Source organism: Staphylococcus sp. HMSC061G12, from assembly GCF_001838465.1.
In the GTDB taxonomy this organism is placed as follows: Bacteria; Bacillota; Bacilli; order Staphylococcales; family Staphylococcaceae; genus Staphylococcus; species Staphylococcus simulans.
Map to the genome: position 1 here is coordinate 49,206 of NZ_KV837057.1, position 18,771 is coordinate 67,976.

The window sequence follows — 18,771 nt, forward strand, 5'->3', positions numbered from 1 at the left end:
TCTCCTTTATCTCTCTATATAGTTTTATTTACGTTCAAAACGATCTTTATCTCGTGTATTAAATTTATGCATTGTTTCATCAAAACTTTCGGTCATATCGATATCTAAAGAATTTGCGATACATAATAAAACGAACAGGTTGTCTCCGAGTTCAGCTTTAATCGTATTTTCCTCTTCAGTATCTTTCTTTTTCTTTTCTCCATATACATGGTTGATTTCTCTAGCAAGTTCCCCGACTTCTTCTGTTAAACGTGCTAAATTCGCAAGGGGTGAGAAATAACCAGCTTTAAATTGGCCGATATATGCATCGACTTCTTTTTGCATTTCTGACATAGTTTTCATGCATTTCATCTCCTTACATCTTAACTCCTAGTATATCTTATATTTTTTTATTATGCATTTTAAGTGCAATCTCAACAAAATAAAAAACCTTGCTGCGAGAGCAAGGTTTCATTACTTTATTAAATTAATCGCTTGAGCGTGCAATTAAGATAAATCTTAATAATTCTGCAACTGCAACAGCTGTTGAAGCTACATATGTCATTGCTGCAGCACTCAATACTTTGCGTGCATGTTTATATTCTTTGTCATTAACGATATGCAATGATTTGATATTATTCATCGCACGTTTACTTGCATCAAATTCTACAGGTAATGTGATGATTGAGAATAAAACTGCAAATGCCATTAAGAAAATCCCAATCCATAACGCTGTAGAACCGATTGCCATTTGCATCGAAGTTAATACGATACCTGCCATAATTAAAATGTATGACAAGCTGCTACCGATATTAGCTAATGGGAACAATGCGTGTCTGAATCTCAAGTAGAAATAACCTTGAGCGTCTTGAATCGCATGCCCTACTTCGTGTGCCGCAATCGCTGTTGCAGCAACACTTGGACGATTGTAGTTCGCAGGAGATAAACGAATTACTTTTTTAGTCGGGTCATAGTGGTCTGATAAGAAACCTTGACCTTCTAGTACTTCAACATCATTGATACCATTGGCGTGTAATATTTCTTCAGCCACTTCTCGTCCAGTTTTACCACTTGTCGATCTGACTTGTGAATATTTTTCGTAGTTAGATTTAACTTTATGTTGTGCCCAAAGCGGCAAAATCATTAATATTGCAAAATAAATTATCATACTTACTAAAGACAAAATGCTCACTCCTTTATAACATTATTTTACTGAGAACGTAAACTTTGGTCAATTAATTTGCGTCGTATCAAAGGTTTTAAATAAAAATATAAAATGATGCATAGCGTACTTAATATAAACGCAATATATGCAACAAGTTCTAAATGCGTATCGATAAACGGATAGTATGGAAACTGCATAAAGACATAGTCTATTAAGTCATTATGGAATATCCAAATAATCGCAATGAGACCTGCACCTAAAGTGATTTTGAAGCGTGGATAAAATAATATGGCCTCAAATGCCATGATGCCATGTGACACTAATAACATCATCCCGCTGATTGTAATTTCATCGTATTGATAAAATAAAATCAAATTCATGATAACAGCCCATACACCATACTTGATGAGCGTCATAAATGCTAATGCTTCTATGATAGAACACTGTTTATTCAATAAGAACAACAAAATGGCAATACACAAAAAGAGCGAAGCTGTGGGACTATCTGGAATAAATATCCAATAATACCATGCAGCTTCTTTTAACTGACTGCCATACCATATGTAACCGTAAATTGTACCTAAAATATTACAAACTAAAACTAATAAAAGAAATGGGCGTGCATATAACGCCCATCTCCACCACTGCAAGATACTCATCGCTTTCATTCCTTTGTTGGGAAATTATAAGATTTCGCTTTAATCGTATTTAATAAGTGAGACAGTCGATAGAAGTATTCAGGATCATTGATTTGCAAGCTTAAATCTATTGTATTTTGTAGACGGTGAATCAATGATAATTCAGCCTGCGGTGTCGTTGTGACCGCATGCAGATCGCTCAAATGAGACGTATATTCTGGTGAAGTTAACAATTGTGCTAATAAAATTTCATCAATACGTATATCTCTTTTAGGGATATGAATTTTGATATCCAACACAGGCTTATCGTATGCGATAAGACAGAAGATTTCATTGGTATTATGATACTGCTTCTGATCAAGCGTCAGTTTAATTCCAATACTTGAGGTTTCATTCACCGCAAGTTCAAGTGTATTACGATGTGATAATGGTTCATCTACAAAATATACGCTCTCTAAACGCTGAATATCAGACTTGATTAAATTCAATACCCAAACGCTGATCCTAGATTTAAATTCATATTGAAAGAGTAAATAATCAATCAAGTTTTTCTTCTGCAGATTTAAACTTTCATAATCTCTCATTAAAATTCACCAACACCTTAATCGTATTGCAGTCGTTCAGCTTCTTGTTGCCATTCATCATTGTTTGGATCAAGTTCTAATAATTTAGGTAATAATTGTTTAGCTTGTGCAATTTGTCCTGTTTCAATTAAGAAGAAGTAATAATCTCCTAAGAAATCAGGATTATTTTCAAATGTAGGATAAGCGAGATCGAAGAAATGCTGCGCTTCTTTATCACGTTCTTCTGCTCCTAACGCATAAGCTAAGTTCCACATAAAGCGAGGATCTAAATCGTCTTCGCTCGCATATTGTAAGAGCGCGATAATCGATTCATTATCTTCTTTAGTGCGATAATAGCTGCTAAGTTCAATTAAAGGTTCTTGATAAGCATTATCTACTTCTAATGCGTTAAGTAAGAGTTTTACCCCTTTTTCAGCATCTCCTTGATCTAATTCGAGTTTACCTGTTGATAACATTAGCTCTTTGTAGAAAGCATTAAGTCGTAAACCTTCGTGACCGACTTCAATGGCTGACTTATAATCTCTTTGATGTAAATAAAGCTGTTGGAGATAAAAATAGCCTTGAATGTAATCAGGGTCTTTTTCCATTAATGTGCTCATAATTTTAATGGCTTCTTGAACTAATTCATTTTTTTCATATGCTAATGCTTTCTTCATATAGTCTTCTGGGGTCATGTCTTGCTCATGAATGTCGTCATATAATTTAATTGCATCGTCATAGTTACCGCTTTGTAAAGCACTATCTGCAAGTCGCGCATACAAGTTGACCCCGTTTACCATATATTCACCAGTTTCTAGAACTGTTTCATATTCTGCAGACGCACGTAAATATTGCCCATCGAAGTACATCAATTCAGCAAGAGCGAAATGCAGAACGGGATCATTCGGTTCTAACTCAATCGCTTCTTGGACTTTATCAATGGCTACTTCAAGCATATTAATTTGTTGATATAAATCTGCTTCTAACATTAAACGTTCTGTACTCAGGTCTGCTTGGCTCAAATATTCTAAAGCTTCATCTGTCTTATCCTCAGAAATCAATCCATCAATGAAATAAATCAATAATTCTGGTTCGTTTGGATATTTATTGTATAAGGCTCTGAATACTTCTAAACCTTGAGGAGTTAAACCATAGTTATAGAGTGTTTCTCCTAACATGAATAATGTATCGTCATCAGCTGTTGAAATTGCTTGCTCAACTCTGCTGTCTAAGTTATCTATTTTTTGCAGATGAATATCATCAATTAATTTTTGTGTATCTTCCATACTTTCAAATTATCCTTTCTGTGCTATCGATTTAAGTAAAGGTAAGAATTCTGGGAATGAAGTGTTGACTGAATCGAATCGTTTGATGTGAAGCGGTTCAGTTCCTAATAGTGACGCAATTGCCAAGGTCATTCCAATGCGATGATCAGTGTAAGAACTTACCTCTGCTGCATGTTCGAATGTAGATGGATGAATCACAAAACCATCATTGGTTGGATGAACTTCAAAGCCGAGTAAGCCGAGTTCATCTGAAGTTGTTTCAATTCGATTCGTTTCTTTGTATTTTAACTCTTCTGCATCTTTAATCACGCTTGAACCTTGTGCTTGTGTACATAACAAAGCAACGATTGGAATTTCATCGATTGAGCGTGTAATTAATTCACCTGATATGTCAAGTGGTTTTAAATCGGGTGTGTATTTGATGCGTAAAGAAGCTGTAGGTTCCGCCCCTTCAGTCACATTGAAAATTTCAATGTTCGCATTCATTTTCTGTACTATATCTATAATACCAGAACGTGTCTCATTCATTCCTACATTATGAATTGTAATATCGCTGTCTGGTGTAATTAATGCTGCAACAATAAAGAAAGCAGCTGATGAAATATCACCCGGCACTTTAAAATCTCTTGCTTGAATAGAATCAATCGCACGTGGTGTCGTTTCAATTGTCATACCATCAGTTTTAATCGGTATTTGATAATGTGCAAACATGGTTTCCGTGTGGTTGCGTGTAATACCTATCTCGTGGATTATAGAAGACGCATCAGAAAATAAGCTCGCAAATAGAATGGCACTTTTAACTTGTGCACTTGCTACTGGCATTTTATAATCGATGCCTTTAATTTGTCCTTTATTGATAATTAAAGGTGTATAATTGCCATCAATACCGCGAATTGCAGCGCCCATCTCAGTTAAAGGATCAATGACTCTGTTCATAGGTCGTTTGCCGATAGATTCGTCACCAGATAATACAGAATCAATTCCTAATCCACTAAGTAATCCAGCCATGATACGTGTCGTCGTACCTGAATTACCCGTATACAAAGTTTGATGCGGTGTAACGAATTTTTGATAACCTGGAGAATTTACAATTACTTTATCATCTTCAACTTTAAACTCAACACCAAGTTGGCGAAATATTTGAATTGTACGTAGGCAGTCTTCTGCCAATAAAGGTTTATAAATAGTTGATTGTCCTTCTGCTAATGAACTTAACATAATCGCACGGTGTGTCATAGATTTATCACCAGGTACTTCTATTTCACCGCGTAAAGGACCTTGAACATTGATTTCTTCAGTTTTACTCATTAGTTTCACTCACTTTAACAGGTTTTGTAGTTGTTCAAATGCATTTTTGAGCACAGTATTATCAACATGTGTCACCACTGGTTTGCCAATTTCAGACAAGAGCACCATCTGAACGCCATTTTGATCGTTTTTCTTATCTTTTAACATTAAATTTAATAAAGGTTGGAATTCAGCATTTAAAACAACATTAAGCGGATATTCCAATTTTTGCATATAATCTACGAAGTGTTGGATATCATAATTTGTGTCTAAAATGAGATTAGAAACAATGAATTGATAAATGATACCAATCATTACTGCGTGACCATGTGGTATTTTCTCATGATATTCAACCGCATGTCCAAAGGTATGACCAAGATTTAAGAATTTGCGTTTCCCTTGTTCATGTTCATCAGCAACAACGATATTCAGTTTTGTTTCAATACCTTTAAGTAAGAAATCATCTAATTGGTTAAGTTCTGATAATGCAGTTTTATTTGGATAAGCTGCTTCAATTTCACTTAGCGCACTTTCGCCGTTCAATAATGCGTGTTTATATACTTCAGCATAGCCACTGCTGATTTCAACATAAGGTAATGATGTTAAAAAGTCTAAGTCATATATAACAGCTTTAGGACGATGGAAAGCACCTACTAAGTTTTTACCTTGAGGCGTATTGATACCTACTTTACCGCCAACGCTTGAATCATGTGCAAGAATGGTTGTTGGTACTTGTATAAAATCTACGCCACGTAATAATGTTGCAGCTACAAATCCGGCAAAGTCTCCAACCACGCCGCCCCCGATAGCGACTATACACGTATTACGCGTGATTCCCGTTTCTAAAAGTTGTTCGAGCACAGACTCATAAACAGAAAAGGACTTCGTTTGTTCGTTTCCTTCTACTGAAATCATATGTGAAATCTGATTTGATTTGATAGCTGAAGTTGCTTGTTCTATTTTGGTTGGGTGAAAACTTGCTACATTTTTATCAACAATGAAAGCGACATCTCTGTATTGTGACAAAAAAGTACTTAAATGAGTCATTGCATCATTCTGAATAATAATAGGATAGTTATTGTCTTGATATGTTGTCATCAGTTGCATCTTAATCACCTTTGATTTTAAAATTCAATGTTACGTTGTCTGCGTTCTTCTACTTGTGCTTGAAGTTGTTCCATATAGTTTGATTGGAATTCTTCTAATAATGATTTCGTAATTTCAAATGCTACTGCATGTTCACAAACGATACTTGCTGCTGGTACGGCGCAGCTGTCTGAACGTTCAATTGTAGCTTTGAATGGCTCTTTTGTTTCAATATCTACAGAAGCTAATGGTTTATAAAGAGTTGGGATAGGCTTCATCACACCGTTGACTACAATCGGCATACCATTGCTCATTCCGCCTTCTAAACCGCCGAGATGGTTCGAAGCACGTGTATAGCCTGTTTCTTCATTATAAAGAATTGGATCTTGGATTTGACTGCCTGGTTTTTCGGCTGCTTTAAATCCTTCGCCGAAGCTTACACCTTTAAAGGCATTGATACCGACTACTCCTTGAGCAATTCTGCCGTCTAATTTACGATCGTAATGAACATAACTGCCGACACCGACTGGCATATGATCAACAATTACTTGTACGACACCACCAAGTGAATCGCCGTCTTTTTTAGCTTGATCGATTTTATCTCTGATTGCTTGTGCTTTTTCTTCATTGATAACACGAACATCATTACTATCTTCATGAGATTTAATTGTTTCCAAATCATATTCAGCGTCATCTTTGATACCACCGATTTCAACGACACGGCTATATATATCAATACCTAATTGTTTTAATAAAATTTTACATAAGGCACCGACAGCTACACGCGCAGCTGTTTCTCTTGCAGATGAACGCTCTAAGACGTTTCTTAAATCACGATGATTGTATTTAATACCGCCGACAAGGTCTGCATGACCAGGTCTTGGTTTTGAAATTTTACGTTTCATTTGTTCTTGTTCTTCTTCAGAAATAGGAGCAACACCCATAATATTTCTCCAATGTGTAAAGTCGTCGTTTGTCACTACAAAAGTAATTGGGCTTCCTAATGTATAACCATTACGCACACCAGAAACAATCTCTACTGCATCTTTTTCAATTTTCATTCGACGACCACGACCATAACCGCCTTGACGTTTAAACATTTCTACGTTGATATCTTCAGCTGTTACAGCTAAATTAGCTGGAACGCCCTCAACAATTACAGTCAGTTGCGGTCCATGGGATTCTCCAGAAGTTAAAAATCTCATTATGCAATCACTCCATTTCAAATTAGTAATAATAAGTATACCTACTATCATAGCACACGTGAAATATGGACAGAAACAATTAAAATGATTTAATTGTAAAATTTTTCTGACTATTGTAGCGGGTAAAAAATAAAACCAGACTGAATAAGTAATTCAATCTGGTTTACATTGGATAAAATGAATTTAATTTGTATACTCTATATTATTATTCGTATAACCATTCTTCATTGTTGGCTGTGTAAACACTTAGTTCATTAGGTTCGAACCATAAGCTGATTTCTCTTTTCGCAGATTCTGGAGAATCTGAACCATGAATAACATTTCTGCCTACAGTTAAGCCTAGGTCACCTCTGATAGTACCTGGTGCTGCTTCAGTTGGATTTGTTTTACCAATCATATTTCTTGTTACTTCTACTACATTTTCACCTTCAACTACCATCGCAAATACTGGTGCTGAAGTAATAAATGAAACAAGACCTTCGTAGAATGGTTTATCAGCATGTTCACCGTAATGTGTTTCTGCTAATTCTTTGGAAACAGTCATAAATTTACCGCCAACGAGTTTTAATCCTTTTTTCTCTAAACGAGTGATGATTTCTCCAACGATATTACGTTGAACACCATCTGGTTTAATCATTAGAAAAGTTCTTTCCATTTCGCAAATCCTCCTGAAAATAGATGTGTATTTTTATGAATCTAAATAAATACATTTTTAGTTTAACAGTTTATTTAAGCGCTTTCAATATTTTGTGATTGTTTTTTATACATTTCTAGATTCCATACGCTTAATTAGCTTTTTAAACCATGTTGTAGCTGTGTTTTCTTCTAATTCATCTAACAAACGTACTGCTTTTTGTAAATAATGACGACTCACTTGCTTAGATTGGTCGATGCTATCAGATTGTCTAATATAATTAACACAATAAATAAATTCTTCTTTTGAGCTATTTGGTTGTAATGCATCAATCTTTTGTTTAAATGATGGATTATTTCTGATTTCTAATAGCACTGGTAACGTTATATGACCATTCATTAAGTCGCTGCCAACTGGTTTACCTAGTTGTTTCTCAGTACTTGTAAAGTCTAGAATATCATCGACAATCTGAAAACTCATTCCAATATAATGTCCGATTCTTTTCATTTTATTAGCCGTTTTAGTATCTGCATGTGCAGATAATGCACCTAGTTCTGTCGCTAATTGAATCAACAAAGCTGTTTTGCGGTTAATTCGACGTAAATAATTTGTAACAGGTTGGTTTGAGTTGAATTGATCTTGGAATTGGAAGAGTTCCCCCCGACATACATCTACAATAGCATGTGATAAAATTGTATGTATTCTTTTGTCTTCAATTGATGCAATGTGTTTTAAAGCTAAAGCTAATAAGTAATTCCCTGTTAATATCGCTGTATCTTGATCCCATTTTTTACTGATAGTCATACGGCCTCTGCGTTTATCACTTTTATCAATCACATCGTCATGCACTAAAGTTGCCATATGAATCAATTCTAACGAAACAGCAATCTTATAAGTATCTTTGTTTCTAGGTGAATCCCCATATTCACTGCTTAAAATAACAAAAGACGGACGCACACGTTTACCGCCTGATGAAAGTAAATGGTGTGCCGCCTCTTCTAATACAACATTATTGCTTTTTATTGTGTCCTTCAGTTGTCTTTCAATTTTTTTAACTTCTCTATTAATGTTCAGCTTATCCACATTAATCACCTTTTGCTGTTTCTTTTTCCTTATACCCTAAATGCATTGCGGCAACTCCGCCAGTGAAACTTTTAACTTCAATATCTCTGAAGCCTGCTAATTGGAACAGCGCTTTAAGTTCATCACGATCTGGGAAGTTGAAAGCTGACTGTTGAAGCCATTCATATTCTTCTTTAGATTTAGCGAAAAACTTACCGAAAATCGGCATAACAAATTTAAAGTATAATTGATAAAGTTGTTTGAAAACTGGGATTGTAGGTTGGCTTGTTTCTAAGCAGACCACCATGCCACCTGGTTTTAAAACACGGTTCATTTCTTTAAGTGCAATGACGTAATCAGGAATATTTCTTAATCCGAAACCAATTGTTACGTAATCGAATTCATTATCATCAAAAGGTAATTCCATGGCATCGCCTTGTACAAGTTGAATGTTAGCCATATTTTTAGTCTTTTCTTCTCCAACTTTTAACATGTTTTCACTGAAATCTAGACCAATGACTTCACCTGTAGGACCGACAGCCTTGCTTAATGAAATTGTCCAGTCCGCTGTACCGCAACAAACATCTAATGCTTTGCTGCCAGGTTTAACTTGCATTGATTTCATGACGCGTTTACGCCATACTTTGTGCTGTTCAAAACTGATAATATTATTGAGTCGATCATACTTAGTGGAAATGTTTTGAAAGACTTTGTGCACTTTTTCTTTATCTGCTTTATTTTTAGCCATATATATTACCTCTACTTTATTTTATATTACTGCGCAATTCATTAAAAATAGCTTCGAGTTCTGTTTCACTATAATCTTTAAGATACGCTGGATAATTTTCTGAAGCGTATTGAATTAAACTATCTTTTGCGTTGCTTAATTCAACATTTGGATTGAAATGCTGGATGGTAATTGCAGGGAAAATAGTTTCAATATATCGAACTGCGTCTTTTATCGCGTCATGAGAAAGCGTTTTGTAATGCAAAGCGGTTTTTAATTCGTTTACTTTAATGATTGCATTGCTCATAGCTTCTAGATATTCTGAATCATTGATAGATGCTGTCAACGTATAAAAATGTGCACTGATCAAATCTCCTATCAGAATCGCATTTTTAGAAAGATGACTACTCGTGATTGAATCAAGATGACTCATGGATGTATCAATTGCGAGGCATGCTAATTTTGCGTCAGGCAAAATATCTTGCGCATCAAGTACATGAGCCAATTGATGATTATACTGAATTGGTTCATGACTATGTATACCATTAAGCTTACGATCTATTTGGTTTTTTAATGTACTTAATGTTGAATCCATGTCTGCACCTCACGTTATTAATCAATAATCATCTTAACATTATATATAGAAAAATAAAATCACTTTTGTTCAACTGCTTGCAATATCTAGCAATTTCAGTCGTAAAAGTAATTCAATGTAAAAGTATGTAATAAAAAGAAAAGCCCCGAAAAGGGCTTTTCTGTTAAGTATTGAATTCATTATTTAACTGCATCTTTTAAAGCTTTACCAGCTTTGAATGCTGGAACTTTGCTTGCTGGGATGTCGATTTCTTTACCAGTTTGCGGGTTGCGACCTTTACGGGCTGCACGTTCGCGAACTTCAAAGTTACCGAAACCAATCAATTGTACTTTTTCACCGTTTGATAGTGAGTTTTGAATTGATTCGAATACAGCATCAACTGCTAAACCAGCTTCTTTTTTAGTTAATTCAGCTTGTTCTGCAACAGCATTAATTAAGTCTGTTTTGTTCATTATGAGTCACCTCCCAAGGGTTTGCTAATGATAACTTAATATCATTATGCTATGACTTTAACACAACGGCTCTTACTATCGCAATTATTTATAAGCATAAAACCGCGATTTATAAGGTTTTTTAGCCACCTATGTGTAAATATACAATAATAGTAAATTAATTTAATTTCTATTCTGACTTTTTGTCTCTATCCATTAATAATTTTAAACTTTTCTCTAATGGCACATTTTCAAACAATACGCCATATAATGCAGATGTTATCGGCATATCAATGTGTTTTTCTTTAGCTAAATTATGCACAGATTCAGTTGTATAGAACCCTTCAGCAACCATGTTCATTTCTGAAAGTGCTTCTTCTACTGTTTTACCTTGGCCGATTTTATACCCAAGTGTATAGTTTCTTGAATGCGTTGAAGTACAAGTTACAATTAGGTCCCCGATACCGCCGAGACCTAAAAACGTCATCGGATCTGCGCCAAGTGCTTCCCCTAATCTGCTGATTTCAGCTAATCCACGTGTCATTAAGGCTGCTTTAGCATTATCGCCGAACCCCATACCAGCTACAATACCACTAGCCACGGCAATAATGTTTTTTAAAGCGCCTCCTAATTCTACGCCGACCAAATCGTTATTCGTGTATACACGCAGATATTCATTCATAAATAAATCTTGTGTTAATTTACTGATTTCTGGGTCTTTAGAAGAAGCTGCAACAGTTGTTGGTTGTTGAATAACTACCTCTTCCGCGTGACTTGGTCCAGATAATACAGCAACACCGCCATTATGTTCTGGCGCAACAGAATCTTCAATCATTTCTGATACACGTTCGAATGTTGAGTTTTCAATTCCTTTTGCGACATGGATAAACACTTTTTTCGAATCTAATTTCTCATCGATTTGTTTAACTACTTCTCTAATAGCTTTTGTTGGTAGTGCAATCAGATACGTATCTGAAAAATTGACAGCTTCTTCTAAATCAGAAGTGGCTTTAATTGTCTCTTCTAATTTAGCTTCGTTTAGATAGCGTGAATTTGTATGATAAGTATTGATTTCCTCAATGCTTTGTTTATTTTTACCCCACATTAAGACCTCGTGACCGTTTTGTGCGAGTACATTCGCTAATGCTGTACCAAAACTGCCCATACCAAAAACGGCAACCTTACTCATATACTTCATCCTTTCAATACTAATTTCGTTTTCTTGGAATTATTTTGATTGGTGTTCCTTCGAAACCAAATGCATCTCGAATCTGATTTTCTAAGTAGCGTTTATATGAGAAGTGCATTAGTTCTTCATCGTTAACAAATACCACAAATGTTGGTGGTTCAATAGCAACTTGTGTTGCATAGAACACTTTTAATCTGCGACCTTTATCAGTCGGTGTTGGATTCATTGCGATAGCATCTGTGATGACTTCATTCAATGTTGAGCTTTGAACACGTTTTTTATGGTTTTCGCTCGCTTCATTGATTAATGGGAACAATGTACGTAAACGTTGTTTTTCTTTCGCAGAAACAAATGCGATTGGTGCATAATCTAAGAATTGGAAGTTTTTACGAACTTCGTCTTCGAATTTTTTCATGGTTTTACTGTCTTTTTCAAGCGTATCCCATTTATTTACTACTATAACAATAGCTTTACCCTCTTCGTGTGCATAGCCTGCAACACGCTTGTCTTGTTCAATAATACCTTCTTCAGCATCTAAGACAACAAGTACGACATTAGAGCGCTCTATGGCCTTTAATGCGCGTAATACAGAGTATTTCTCTGTTGATTCATATACTTTACCTTTTTTACGCATACCTGCTGTATCAATTAAGACATAATCTTGTCCTTCATAAGAATATTCTGTGTCAATGGCATCGCGTGTTGTTCCGGCGATATTAGAAACAATAACACGATCTTCCCCAAGAATTGCATTGACTAAGCTGGATTTACCAACATTAGGACGTCCGATTAAAGATAATCTGATAGTGTCTTCATCATAAAGATCGTCGCCTTCATCTTTGAAGTGTTTAGCTACTTCATCTAACAAATCCCCTAAACCAAGTCCATGTGAACCTGAAATTGGGAATGGTTCTCCGAAACCAAGTGCATAGAAATCATAAATGTCTGCTCTCATTTCTGGATTATCAACTTTGTTGACAGCTAAAACGACAGGTTTATTTGTTTTATAAAGCATCTGCGCAATCATTTCGTCAGTTTGTGTTAATCCTTCACGTTGGTTAACCATGAAAATAATAACATCTGCTTCATCAATTGCGACTTCAGCTTGTGCTCTGATTTGTGTTTGGAATGGTGCATCAGATAATTCAATACCGCCTGTATCAATGATATTGAAGTCATGTGTCAACCATTCACCGCTAGAATAGATGCGGTCTCTTGTAACGCCGGGTGTATCTTCAACAATCGATACACGCTCTCCGACAATTCTATTGAATATTGTGGATTTACCGACATTCGGTCGACCTACAATAGCAATAACAGGTTTAGTCATAAGCTAACTTCCTCTCTTTCATATATCTAGTTAATTTTATCACATGGCTTATTTAAAGCAAAAGAAATTTAGGCAATAAAAAAGTCAAGACTGTAAAGTGTGAAGTTAGGACACTTACTACAGTCTTGACTGATGTTAGCGAATTACTTATTAAAATTTAAGGTTTTTCAATTTGTCGCCGAACATTTCACCTAATGTTGGGTTATCATTGTCTTCTTCTTCATGTTTACCTTCAACATAGTCACGTGATTCGTCATCGTCGATTTGAAGTACTTCTTCTTCAGCTGGTACAGCTGCTTTGATAGAAAGTGAAATTCTTTCATTTTCTTCATCAACGCTTAGTACTTTCACAGTAACTGTTTGGTTAGGTGCTAGTACATCGCTAGGTTTAGCGATATGTTTGCGACTGATTTCTGAAATATGAACAAGTCCTTGAACGCCAGCAGCAATTTCTACAAATGCGCCGAAGTCAGTTAATCTTACCACGCGACCTTCAATTACTGAATCCGCATGGATTTCACCTTTAATACTTTCGAATGGGCTTGGTAAAGTATCTTTAATTGAAAGTGAGATTCTTTCTGAGTCTCTTTCAACAGATTTTATTTTTACTTTAACTTTTTCGCCCACTGAAACAACGTCTTCCGGTTTATCAACGTGTTCGTGAGAAAGTTCAGATACGTGAACTAAACCATCAACACCGCCGATATCTACGAAAGCACCAAAGTTAGTTAAACGTGCGATTGTACCTTCAATTACATCGCCTTCATTAAGAGATTCTAGTAATTCAGCTTTTTTAGCTTCATTACGCTCTTGTTCAACTGCTTTACGGCTAAGGATGACGCGATTATTTTCTGGATCAAGTTCTTCAACACGTAGTTCTAAAACTTGTCCATCAAAGCTTGAAAAGTCTTCAATGAAATCAGTAGAAATTAATGAAGCTGGGACAAACCCTCTTTGTCCTACGTCTACAACTAAACCGCCTTTAACGACTTCAGTTACTTTTGCTTCGATAATTTCGTTATTTTCTTGTTTCTCTTGTAAATATTGATAAGACTTCTCTTGTTCTAATTGACGAATTGAAAGGATATATGCACCTGTTTCATTTTCTTCGTCATTTTCTACCTTAGTCACATAAGCTTCTACCGCATCTCCTTCTTTGACAACCTCATTTGGGCTATCAATATGATGAGTAGATAATTGACTAATCGGTACAATACCGCTAAATTTGCCACCGTCGACATCAACAATCACTTGTTTTTCTTCGACTTTTTGGACTTGTCCAGAGATTTTATCTCCTTCTTTAATTTCATTAATCATTGATTCATTGAATTCTTCAGTCATCTTGTATGCCTCCTTGTACACTACATAATTATAACATCTTACAAACTGACAGAATTGTCAAGAAATTCACCTCTATTCACAAAAAGTGAAGAATTCTCTCAAGTTCTGCAGTAAAAAAGTATTATTTTTACGTTCCAATGTACGTATTTATTCTCACTATAATATATACCACAAAAACTCATTTATTATTCACAGTATGGCATAATTATTTGAATCTGTTAGCATCGCCATAGAATGATTATGAATTTTTATAATCAAATTAATATAATTAACATCAGCCTAACATCTGAAATTATGACTGCTTGTTTTGTGTTTCGCTGATAAGTTGATTAATTACTTCAGCTACTTCTTCGATAGATTTTCCAGTTGTGTTCACAGTAATTGCATCATCTGCTTGACGTAATGGAGATATTTCACGAGACATGTCGTATTCATCACGTGCTTTGATTTCTTTTTTTAATTGATCTAAAGAGGAAGGAATTCCGCTTGCTTCATTTTCTTTTTGTCTGCGTTCAGCACGTTCATCAACAGATGCAATCATATATACTTTTAATTCAGCATCTGGTAACACTACTGTGCCAATGTCACGTCCATCCATCACAATCCCTTTCTCAGCAGCTAATTGTTGCTGTACTTCAACCGCAAATGTTCTAACTGGTTCTTTAGATGCTACGTAAGAAACATTTTGTGTGACTTCGTTAGAACGTAAGAAATCTGTAATATCTTCATCGTTTAACAACACACGTTGACCTTTCACATCATCATAAACCAATTTTAATGTTACATTTTCAATAAGAGATTGAAAGTCTTCTGGTTTACCTTCTTTTAAATATTTATAGGTAATTGCACGATACATCGCGCCTGTATCTACATAGATCATAGAATGGCTTTCAGCAACCTTTCGTGCAATGGTACTCTTGCCCGCTGCTGCAGGGCCATCAATAGCTATATTAATTAAACTCATATCTAGAAAACCTTCCCTTGTCGTTTATTCATATTTATTTTATCATAAAAACGTATTATAGAGATAGGAGCGATGACATTGAAAAAGATTTTAGTCATGCATACCGGTGGTACAATCAGTATGTCTGAAGATGAAAGCAATAAAGTAGTAGAAAATGAAGAAAATCCCATTTCAAAGCACCATGATATTATCAAACAATATGCAGACGTTACTGAGATTAACCCTATTAATCTGCCGTCTCCCCATGTGACAATTGCAGATGTTGTTAAGCTCAGGGATGTTATTGAAGAAAACAGCAAGCATGATCAATACGATGGTTTTGTAATTACACATGGTACAGATACTTTAGAAGAAACAGCATACTTATTAGATTTAATTACACAAACTGACAAACCTATTGTAATCACAGGTGCAATGCGCTCCTCTAACGAAATCGGTTCAGATGGATTGTATAATTTCATTTCAGCACTTCGTGTGGCTGCTTCAGATGATTCATCTGATAAAGGTGTAATGGTTGTATTTAATGATGAAATTCACACTGCGCGAAATGTAACTAAAACACATACATCAAATACGAATACTTTCCAAAGTCCTAACCATGGACCATTAGGTGTATTAACAAAAACGAGTGTACAGTTTCACCATAAACCATACAGACATAAAATTTTAGATAAAATCAATCCGAAATTAGATGTACCTATTGTTAAAGCTTATATGGATATGCCGAGTGATATTTTCTTGTTTTACAGTAAAAGAGCAGTTGACGGTATTGTAGTTGAAGCCCTTGGACAAGGTAATTTACCCCCTACTGCTTTAAAAGGATTAATGGCTTGTTTAGATAAAGGTATTCCTGTAATCCTGGTATCAAGATCATTTAACGGTATTGTTGGTCCTATCTATGCTTACGAAGGCGGCGGATACGATTTAGCACAAAGAGGCGTCATCTTTTCAAACGGTTTGAATGGTCAAAAAGCACGTCTTAAGCTCCTTGTTGCGATGAGCAATCATTATGATAAAGAACAACTTAAAGCATACTTTGATGCACAAGTATAATTGGATATAACTAAAAACCGAGAAGCAGCTAGTACTGTTTCTCGGTTTTTTGAGTATTGAATTAAGATTCAAGCGGTGTTTGTTTTTTAGCAACAATATTTTGTGCAATAATGCCACCGTGGAACTTGCCATTTTCAATGAAAATAGTATTTGCATCATTACCAGCTGCAATAACACCTGCAATATAGCAATTTTCTACATTTGTTTCGTAGGTTTCTCTATCATACACAGGTGCAGTACCGAATTCATTTGTATTAATATCGATACCAATCGTTTGTAAGAAGTCATAGTCTGGATGATAACCGATCATCGCAAAGACATAATCGTTAGGAATTGTATAAGATTCGCCTTCTTGTTCAAATGTTAGGCTATCCTCATCAATCTTAGTCACGTTTGCATTAAAATGCATATCGATTTTTTCATGTCTTACTAATGATTCGAAGTTAGGTAAAATCCATGGTTTGATTGCTGATGAATAATCTGAGCCACGGTAAAGTACTGTCACATTTGCACCTGCTTTTTCTAGTTCAAGCGCCGCATCAACTGCTGAGTTTTTACCTCCAATAATCACAACGTTTTGGTCAAAATAAGGATGTGCTTCTTTGAAGTAATGGAAGACTTTTGGCAATTTAGCACCCTCTACTTCCAATTCGTTATGTTGACCGTAATAGCCTGTCGCAACAGTTAAGAAACGACATTGATACGTATCTTTAGTTGTTGTAATTGTGAAGCGTTTACCCATTTTTTTAACTGTAAGCACTTCTTCAAATGCATGAATATTTAATTGATGATACTTAACAACTTCTCTATAGTACACCAACGCTTGATTTCTTCTTGGTTTATACTCTTCAACGATGAATGGTACATCGCCGATACTTAATTTATCACTAGAAGAAAAGAATGTTTGATGCGTAGGGTAATTATAAATAGACTCTACAACATTCCCTTTTTCTATTACTAATGTTTCAATTCCTTTTTTCTTTTGTTCAATCGCAGCACTTAACCCACAAGGTCCGCCGCCGATAATGATACTTTCTACTGTTTGCATACAGTTGACCTCCTTCTTCACACCCCTAATATTATATCAGTCATACAAATTTTTAAAAGGTATTCATCTTTTTTCATCTAAGAAAGATTAGAAATTGTGAAGCATTAATGAAAGAAAAAACCCCACTACCATTTTGTAGTGAGGCTAATATCATTATTGTGGAATAACTAGTTGTTGTCCATTTGAAATATTATTGTTGCTTAAACCATTTGCACGTTTGATTTTTTCAACATTTTCTGGTGTACCTTCACCATAGTATTGGATTGCAATTCTATATAAGTTTTCTTTACCATATACTGTATGTGTTTGGCCACCTTGATTATGTTGTTGTGCTTGTTGGTTTTGGTTGTATTGATTGTTTTGTTGACCTTGCTGATTTTGATTATATTGACCGTTTTGGTTTTGTGCAGCGTTTTGTTGTTGATTATAAGCATTTTGGTCTTGATCTTGTGCTTGTGATTCGTCAGTTGCTTCTGAATCTGAAGCGGCATGATGTTTAGAATGATCGTGTTTTGCTTTATCAGATTTTTTATCTTTGTTTTTGTCTGCTGCTTTTTTATCTTTATCTTCATTTTTATCTTTAGCTGCATCTTTATTTTTGTCTTTATCCGATTTTTGTGCAACTTTGTTGTCGTCTTGTGCTTTATGACTGCCTTGTTCTGTTAATGCTAAACCAGCAAAAATTGCGATAGCTGCGATTAATAATAAGCCTAAAAGTAAAGGAAGTAATTTTTTTAATCCGCCTTTATTCTTTTTAGGCGGTTCTCCGTCATTGCCAGCACTGCCGTTTCCGGAACCACCATTGCCAGAACCGCCATTACCTGCGCCTCCGTTTCCAGAACCTGCATGCGCTGATTTGCTTGCAGCAGCGCCTCCAGCTACACCGGCTGCACCGGCAGCTGCAGCTTTTTTACCAGAGTTGTCTTTTTTTGTTGTGTCTTTCTCTTTAGGTTGCTCTTCAGTTTTTTGTTTTTCATCTTTTTTCTTATCAGAATGTTTTTGAGCAGCTTTACCAGCAGCAGCGCCTCCAGCTACACCAGCCGCACCGGCAGCTGCAGCTTTTTTACCAGAGTTGTCTTTTTTCGCAGTGTCTTTCTCTTTAGGTTGTTCATCAGCTTTTTGTTTTTCGGCCTTTTTCTTATCAGAATGTTTTTGAGCGGCTTTACCAGCAGCAGCGCCTCCAGCTAC

Annotated in this window: 20 protein-coding genes; 1 reads left to right on the forward strand and 19 read right to left on the reverse strand. The window is 35.6% G+C overall.

Going from position 1 to position 18,771, the window contains the following annotated elements; translation table 11 throughout:
• Positions 1-24: 24 nt before the first annotated feature.
• The 17 genes from HMPREF2937_RS04645 to cmk all read right to left on the reverse strand — a co-directional run bounded on the left by HMPREF2937_RS04645 (position 25) and on the right by cmk (position 15,482).
• Positions 25-342 (reverse strand): nucleotide pyrophosphohydrolase, encoded by a 318-nt coding sequence (locus HMPREF2937_RS04645; protein WP_002480964.1) that lies wholly within the window; start codon positions 340-342, stop codon positions 25-27.
• 124 nt (positions 343-466) lie between these two features.
• Entirely contained in the window at positions 467-1,147 is a 681-nt protein-coding gene (locus HMPREF2937_RS04650) for a zinc metallopeptidase (RefSeq protein ID WP_096754697.1), read from the reverse strand.
• A gap of 41 nt (positions 1,148-1,188) precedes the next feature.
• Positions 1,189-1,803 carry a DUF1405 domain-containing protein gene (locus tag HMPREF2937_RS04655; protein ID WP_002480966.1) on the reverse strand — a complete coding sequence of 205 codons (615 nt, stop codon included), beginning with the start codon at positions 1,801-1,803 and terminating at the stop codon, positions 1,189-1,191.
• A 5-nt stretch (positions 1,804-1,808) separates the two neighbouring features.
• The gene (locus tag HMPREF2937_RS04660) at positions 1,809-2,366 is read right to left on the reverse strand and encodes a YpiB family protein (RefSeq protein ID WP_070864121.1); all 558 of its coding nucleotides are present in this window, start codon (positions 2,364-2,366) and stop codon (positions 1,809-1,811) included.
• Positions 2,367-2,383: 17 nt separating this feature from the next.
• A complete protein-coding gene (locus tag HMPREF2937_RS04665) occupies positions 2,384-3,631 on the reverse strand; it encodes a tetratricopeptide repeat protein (RefSeq protein WP_070848722.1) in 1,248 nt (415 codons plus the stop codon).
• Positions 3,632-3,640: 9 nt separating this feature from the next.
• Positions 3,641-4,939 carry a 3-phosphoshikimate 1-carboxyvinyltransferase gene (gene aroA / locus HMPREF2937_RS04670; protein ID WP_070864122.1) on the reverse strand — a complete coding sequence of 433 codons (1,299 nt, stop codon included), beginning with the start codon at positions 4,937-4,939 and terminating at the stop codon, positions 3,641-3,643.
• A gap of 9 nt (positions 4,940-4,948) precedes the next feature.
• Positions 4,949-6,025 (reverse strand): 3-dehydroquinate synthase, encoded by a 1,077-nt coding sequence (gene aroB, locus HMPREF2937_RS04675; RefSeq protein WP_070864123.1) that lies wholly within the window; start codon positions 6,023-6,025, stop codon positions 4,949-4,951.
• Between the two features lie 17 nt (positions 6,026-6,042).
• On the reverse strand, positions 6,043-7,209 hold the full coding sequence (gene aroC, locus HMPREF2937_RS04680; RefSeq protein ID WP_023015191.1) for a chorismate synthase: 1,167 nt from the start codon (positions 7,207-7,209) through the stop codon (positions 6,043-6,045).
• Positions 7,210-7,414: 205 nt separating this feature from the next.
• A complete protein-coding gene (gene ndk / locus HMPREF2937_RS04685; protein WP_002480972.1) occupies positions 7,415-7,864 on the reverse strand; it encodes a nucleoside-diphosphate kinase in 450 nt (149 codons plus the stop codon).
• 105 nt (positions 7,865-7,969) lie between these two features.
• Positions 7,970-8,926 carry a polyprenyl synthetase family protein gene (locus tag HMPREF2937_RS04690; RefSeq protein WP_070864124.1) on the reverse strand — a complete coding sequence of 319 codons (957 nt, stop codon included), beginning with the start codon at positions 8,924-8,926 and terminating at the stop codon, positions 7,970-7,972.
• A 1-nt stretch (position 8,927) separates the two neighbouring features.
• Positions 8,928-9,653, reverse strand: coding sequence for a demethylmenaquinone methyltransferase (locus HMPREF2937_RS04695; RefSeq protein ID WP_023015189.1), 726 nt, complete (start codon positions 9,651-9,653; stop codon positions 8,928-8,930).
• 16 nt (positions 9,654-9,669) lie between these two features.
• Entirely contained in the window at positions 9,670-10,227 is a 558-nt protein-coding gene (locus tag HMPREF2937_RS04700) for a hypothetical protein (RefSeq protein ID WP_002480975.1), read from the reverse strand.
• A 179-nt stretch (positions 10,228-10,406) separates the two neighbouring features.
• Positions 10,407-10,679 (reverse strand): HU family DNA-binding protein, encoded by a 273-nt coding sequence (locus tag HMPREF2937_RS04705; RefSeq protein ID WP_002480978.1) that lies wholly within the window; start codon positions 10,677-10,679, stop codon positions 10,407-10,409.
• 169 nt (positions 10,680-10,848) lie between these two features.
• Positions 10,849-11,847, reverse strand: a complete 999-nt coding sequence (locus HMPREF2937_RS04710; RefSeq protein WP_023015188.1) for an NAD(P)H-dependent glycerol-3-phosphate dehydrogenase — start codon at positions 11,845-11,847, stop codon at positions 10,849-10,851.
• Positions 11,848-11,866: 19 nt separating this feature from the next.
• On the reverse strand, positions 11,867-13,177 hold the full coding sequence (der, locus tag HMPREF2937_RS04715) for a ribosome biogenesis GTPase Der (protein WP_002480980.1): 1,311 nt from the start codon (positions 13,175-13,177) through the stop codon (positions 11,867-11,869).
• Between the two features lie 150 nt (positions 13,178-13,327).
• On the reverse strand, positions 13,328-14,518 hold the full coding sequence (gene rpsA / locus HMPREF2937_RS04720) for a 30S ribosomal protein S1 (RefSeq protein ID WP_070864125.1): 1,191 nt from the start codon (positions 14,516-14,518) through the stop codon (positions 13,328-13,330).
• Positions 14,519-14,810: 292 nt separating this feature from the next.
• Positions 14,811-15,482, reverse strand: coding sequence for a (d)CMP kinase (gene cmk / locus HMPREF2937_RS04725; RefSeq protein WP_023015186.1), 672 nt, complete (start codon positions 15,480-15,482; stop codon positions 14,811-14,813).
• Between the two features lie 78 nt (positions 15,483-15,560).
• Here cmk and HMPREF2937_RS04730 point away from each other — a divergent pair, with 78 nt between their 5' ends.
• Positions 15,561-16,535: an asparaginase gene (locus HMPREF2937_RS04730; RefSeq protein ID WP_070864126.1), complete on the forward strand. Its 975-nt coding sequence runs from the start codon at positions 15,561-15,563 to the stop codon at positions 16,533-16,535.
• Positions 16,536-16,596: 61 nt separating this feature from the next.
• Here the strand turns inward: HMPREF2937_RS04730 and ypdA are convergent, their stop codons facing one another.
• Both ypdA and HMPREF2937_RS13655 read right to left on the reverse strand, forming a co-directional pair.
• Positions 16,597-17,583 (reverse strand): bacillithiol disulfide reductase YpdA, encoded by a 987-nt coding sequence (gene ypdA / locus HMPREF2937_RS04735; protein WP_002480984.1) that lies wholly within the window; start codon positions 17,581-17,583, stop codon positions 16,597-16,599.
• Between the two features lie 153 nt (positions 17,584-17,736).
• On the reverse strand, positions 17,737-18,771 hold a 1,035-nt coding region (locus HMPREF2937_RS13655), incomplete at its 5' end, for a LysM peptidoglycan-binding domain-containing protein (RefSeq protein ID WP_180364618.1).

Excerpts from the sequence above, each read along its gene's own strand:
- HMPREF2937_RS04645 (WP_002480964.1), bottom strand. The coding sequence starts at position 342 with ATGAAAACTATGTCAGAAATGCAAAAAGAAGTCGATGCATATATCGGC.
- HMPREF2937_RS04650 (WP_096754697.1), bottom strand. The coding sequence starts at position 1,147 with ATGATAATTTATTTTGCAATATTAATGATTTTGCCGCTTTGGGCACAA.
- HMPREF2937_RS04655 (WP_002480966.1), bottom strand. The coding sequence starts at position 1,803 with ATGAGTATCTTGCAGTGGTGGAGATGGGCGTTATATGCACGCCCATTT.
- HMPREF2937_RS04660 (WP_070864121.1), bottom strand. The coding sequence starts at position 2,366 with ATGAGAGATTATGAAAGTTTAAATCTGCAGAAGAAAAACTTGATTGAT.
- HMPREF2937_RS04665 (WP_070848722.1), bottom strand. The coding sequence starts at position 3,631 with ATGGAAGATACACAAAAATTAATTGATGATATTCATCTGCAAAAAATA.
- aroA (WP_070864122.1), bottom strand. The coding sequence starts at position 4,939 with ATGAGTAAAACTGAAGAAATCAATGTTCAAGGTCCTTTACGCGGTGAA.
- aroB (WP_070864123.1), bottom strand. The coding sequence starts at position 6,025 with ATGCAACTGATGACAACATATCAAGACAATAACTATCCTATTATTATT.
- aroC (WP_023015191.1), bottom strand. The coding sequence starts at position 7,209 with ATGAGATTTTTAACTTCTGGAGAATCCCATGGACCGCAACTGACTGTA.
- ndk (WP_002480972.1), bottom strand. The coding sequence starts at position 7,864 with ATGGAAAGAACTTTTCTAATGATTAAACCAGATGGTGTTCAACGTAAT.
- HMPREF2937_RS04695 (WP_023015189.1), bottom strand. The coding sequence starts at position 9,653 with ATGGCTAAAAATAAAGCAGATAAAGAAAAAGTGCACAAAGTCTTTCAA.
- HMPREF2937_RS04700 (WP_002480975.1), bottom strand. The coding sequence starts at position 10,227 with ATGGATTCAACATTAAGTACATTAAAAAACCAAATAGATCGTAAGCTT.
- HMPREF2937_RS04705 (WP_002480978.1), bottom strand. The coding sequence starts at position 10,679 with ATGAACAAAACAGACTTAATTAATGCTGTTGCAGAACAAGCTGAATTA.
- HMPREF2937_RS04710 (WP_023015188.1), bottom strand. The coding sequence starts at position 11,847 with ATGAGTAAGGTTGCCGTTTTTGGTATGGGCAGTTTTGGTACAGCATTA.
- der (WP_002480980.1), bottom strand. The coding sequence starts at position 13,177 with ATGACTAAACCTGTTATTGCTATTGTAGGTCGACCGAATGTCGGTAAA.
- rpsA (WP_070864125.1), bottom strand. The coding sequence starts at position 14,518 with ATGACTGAAGAATTCAATGAATCAATGATTAATGAAATTAAAGAAGGA.
- cmk (WP_023015186.1), bottom strand. The coding sequence starts at position 15,482 with ATGAGTTTAATTAATATAGCTATTGATGGCCCTGCAGCAGCGGGCAAG.
- ypdA (WP_002480984.1), bottom strand. The coding sequence starts at position 17,583 with ATGCAAACAGTAGAAAGTATCATTATCGGCGGCGGACCTTGTGGGTTA.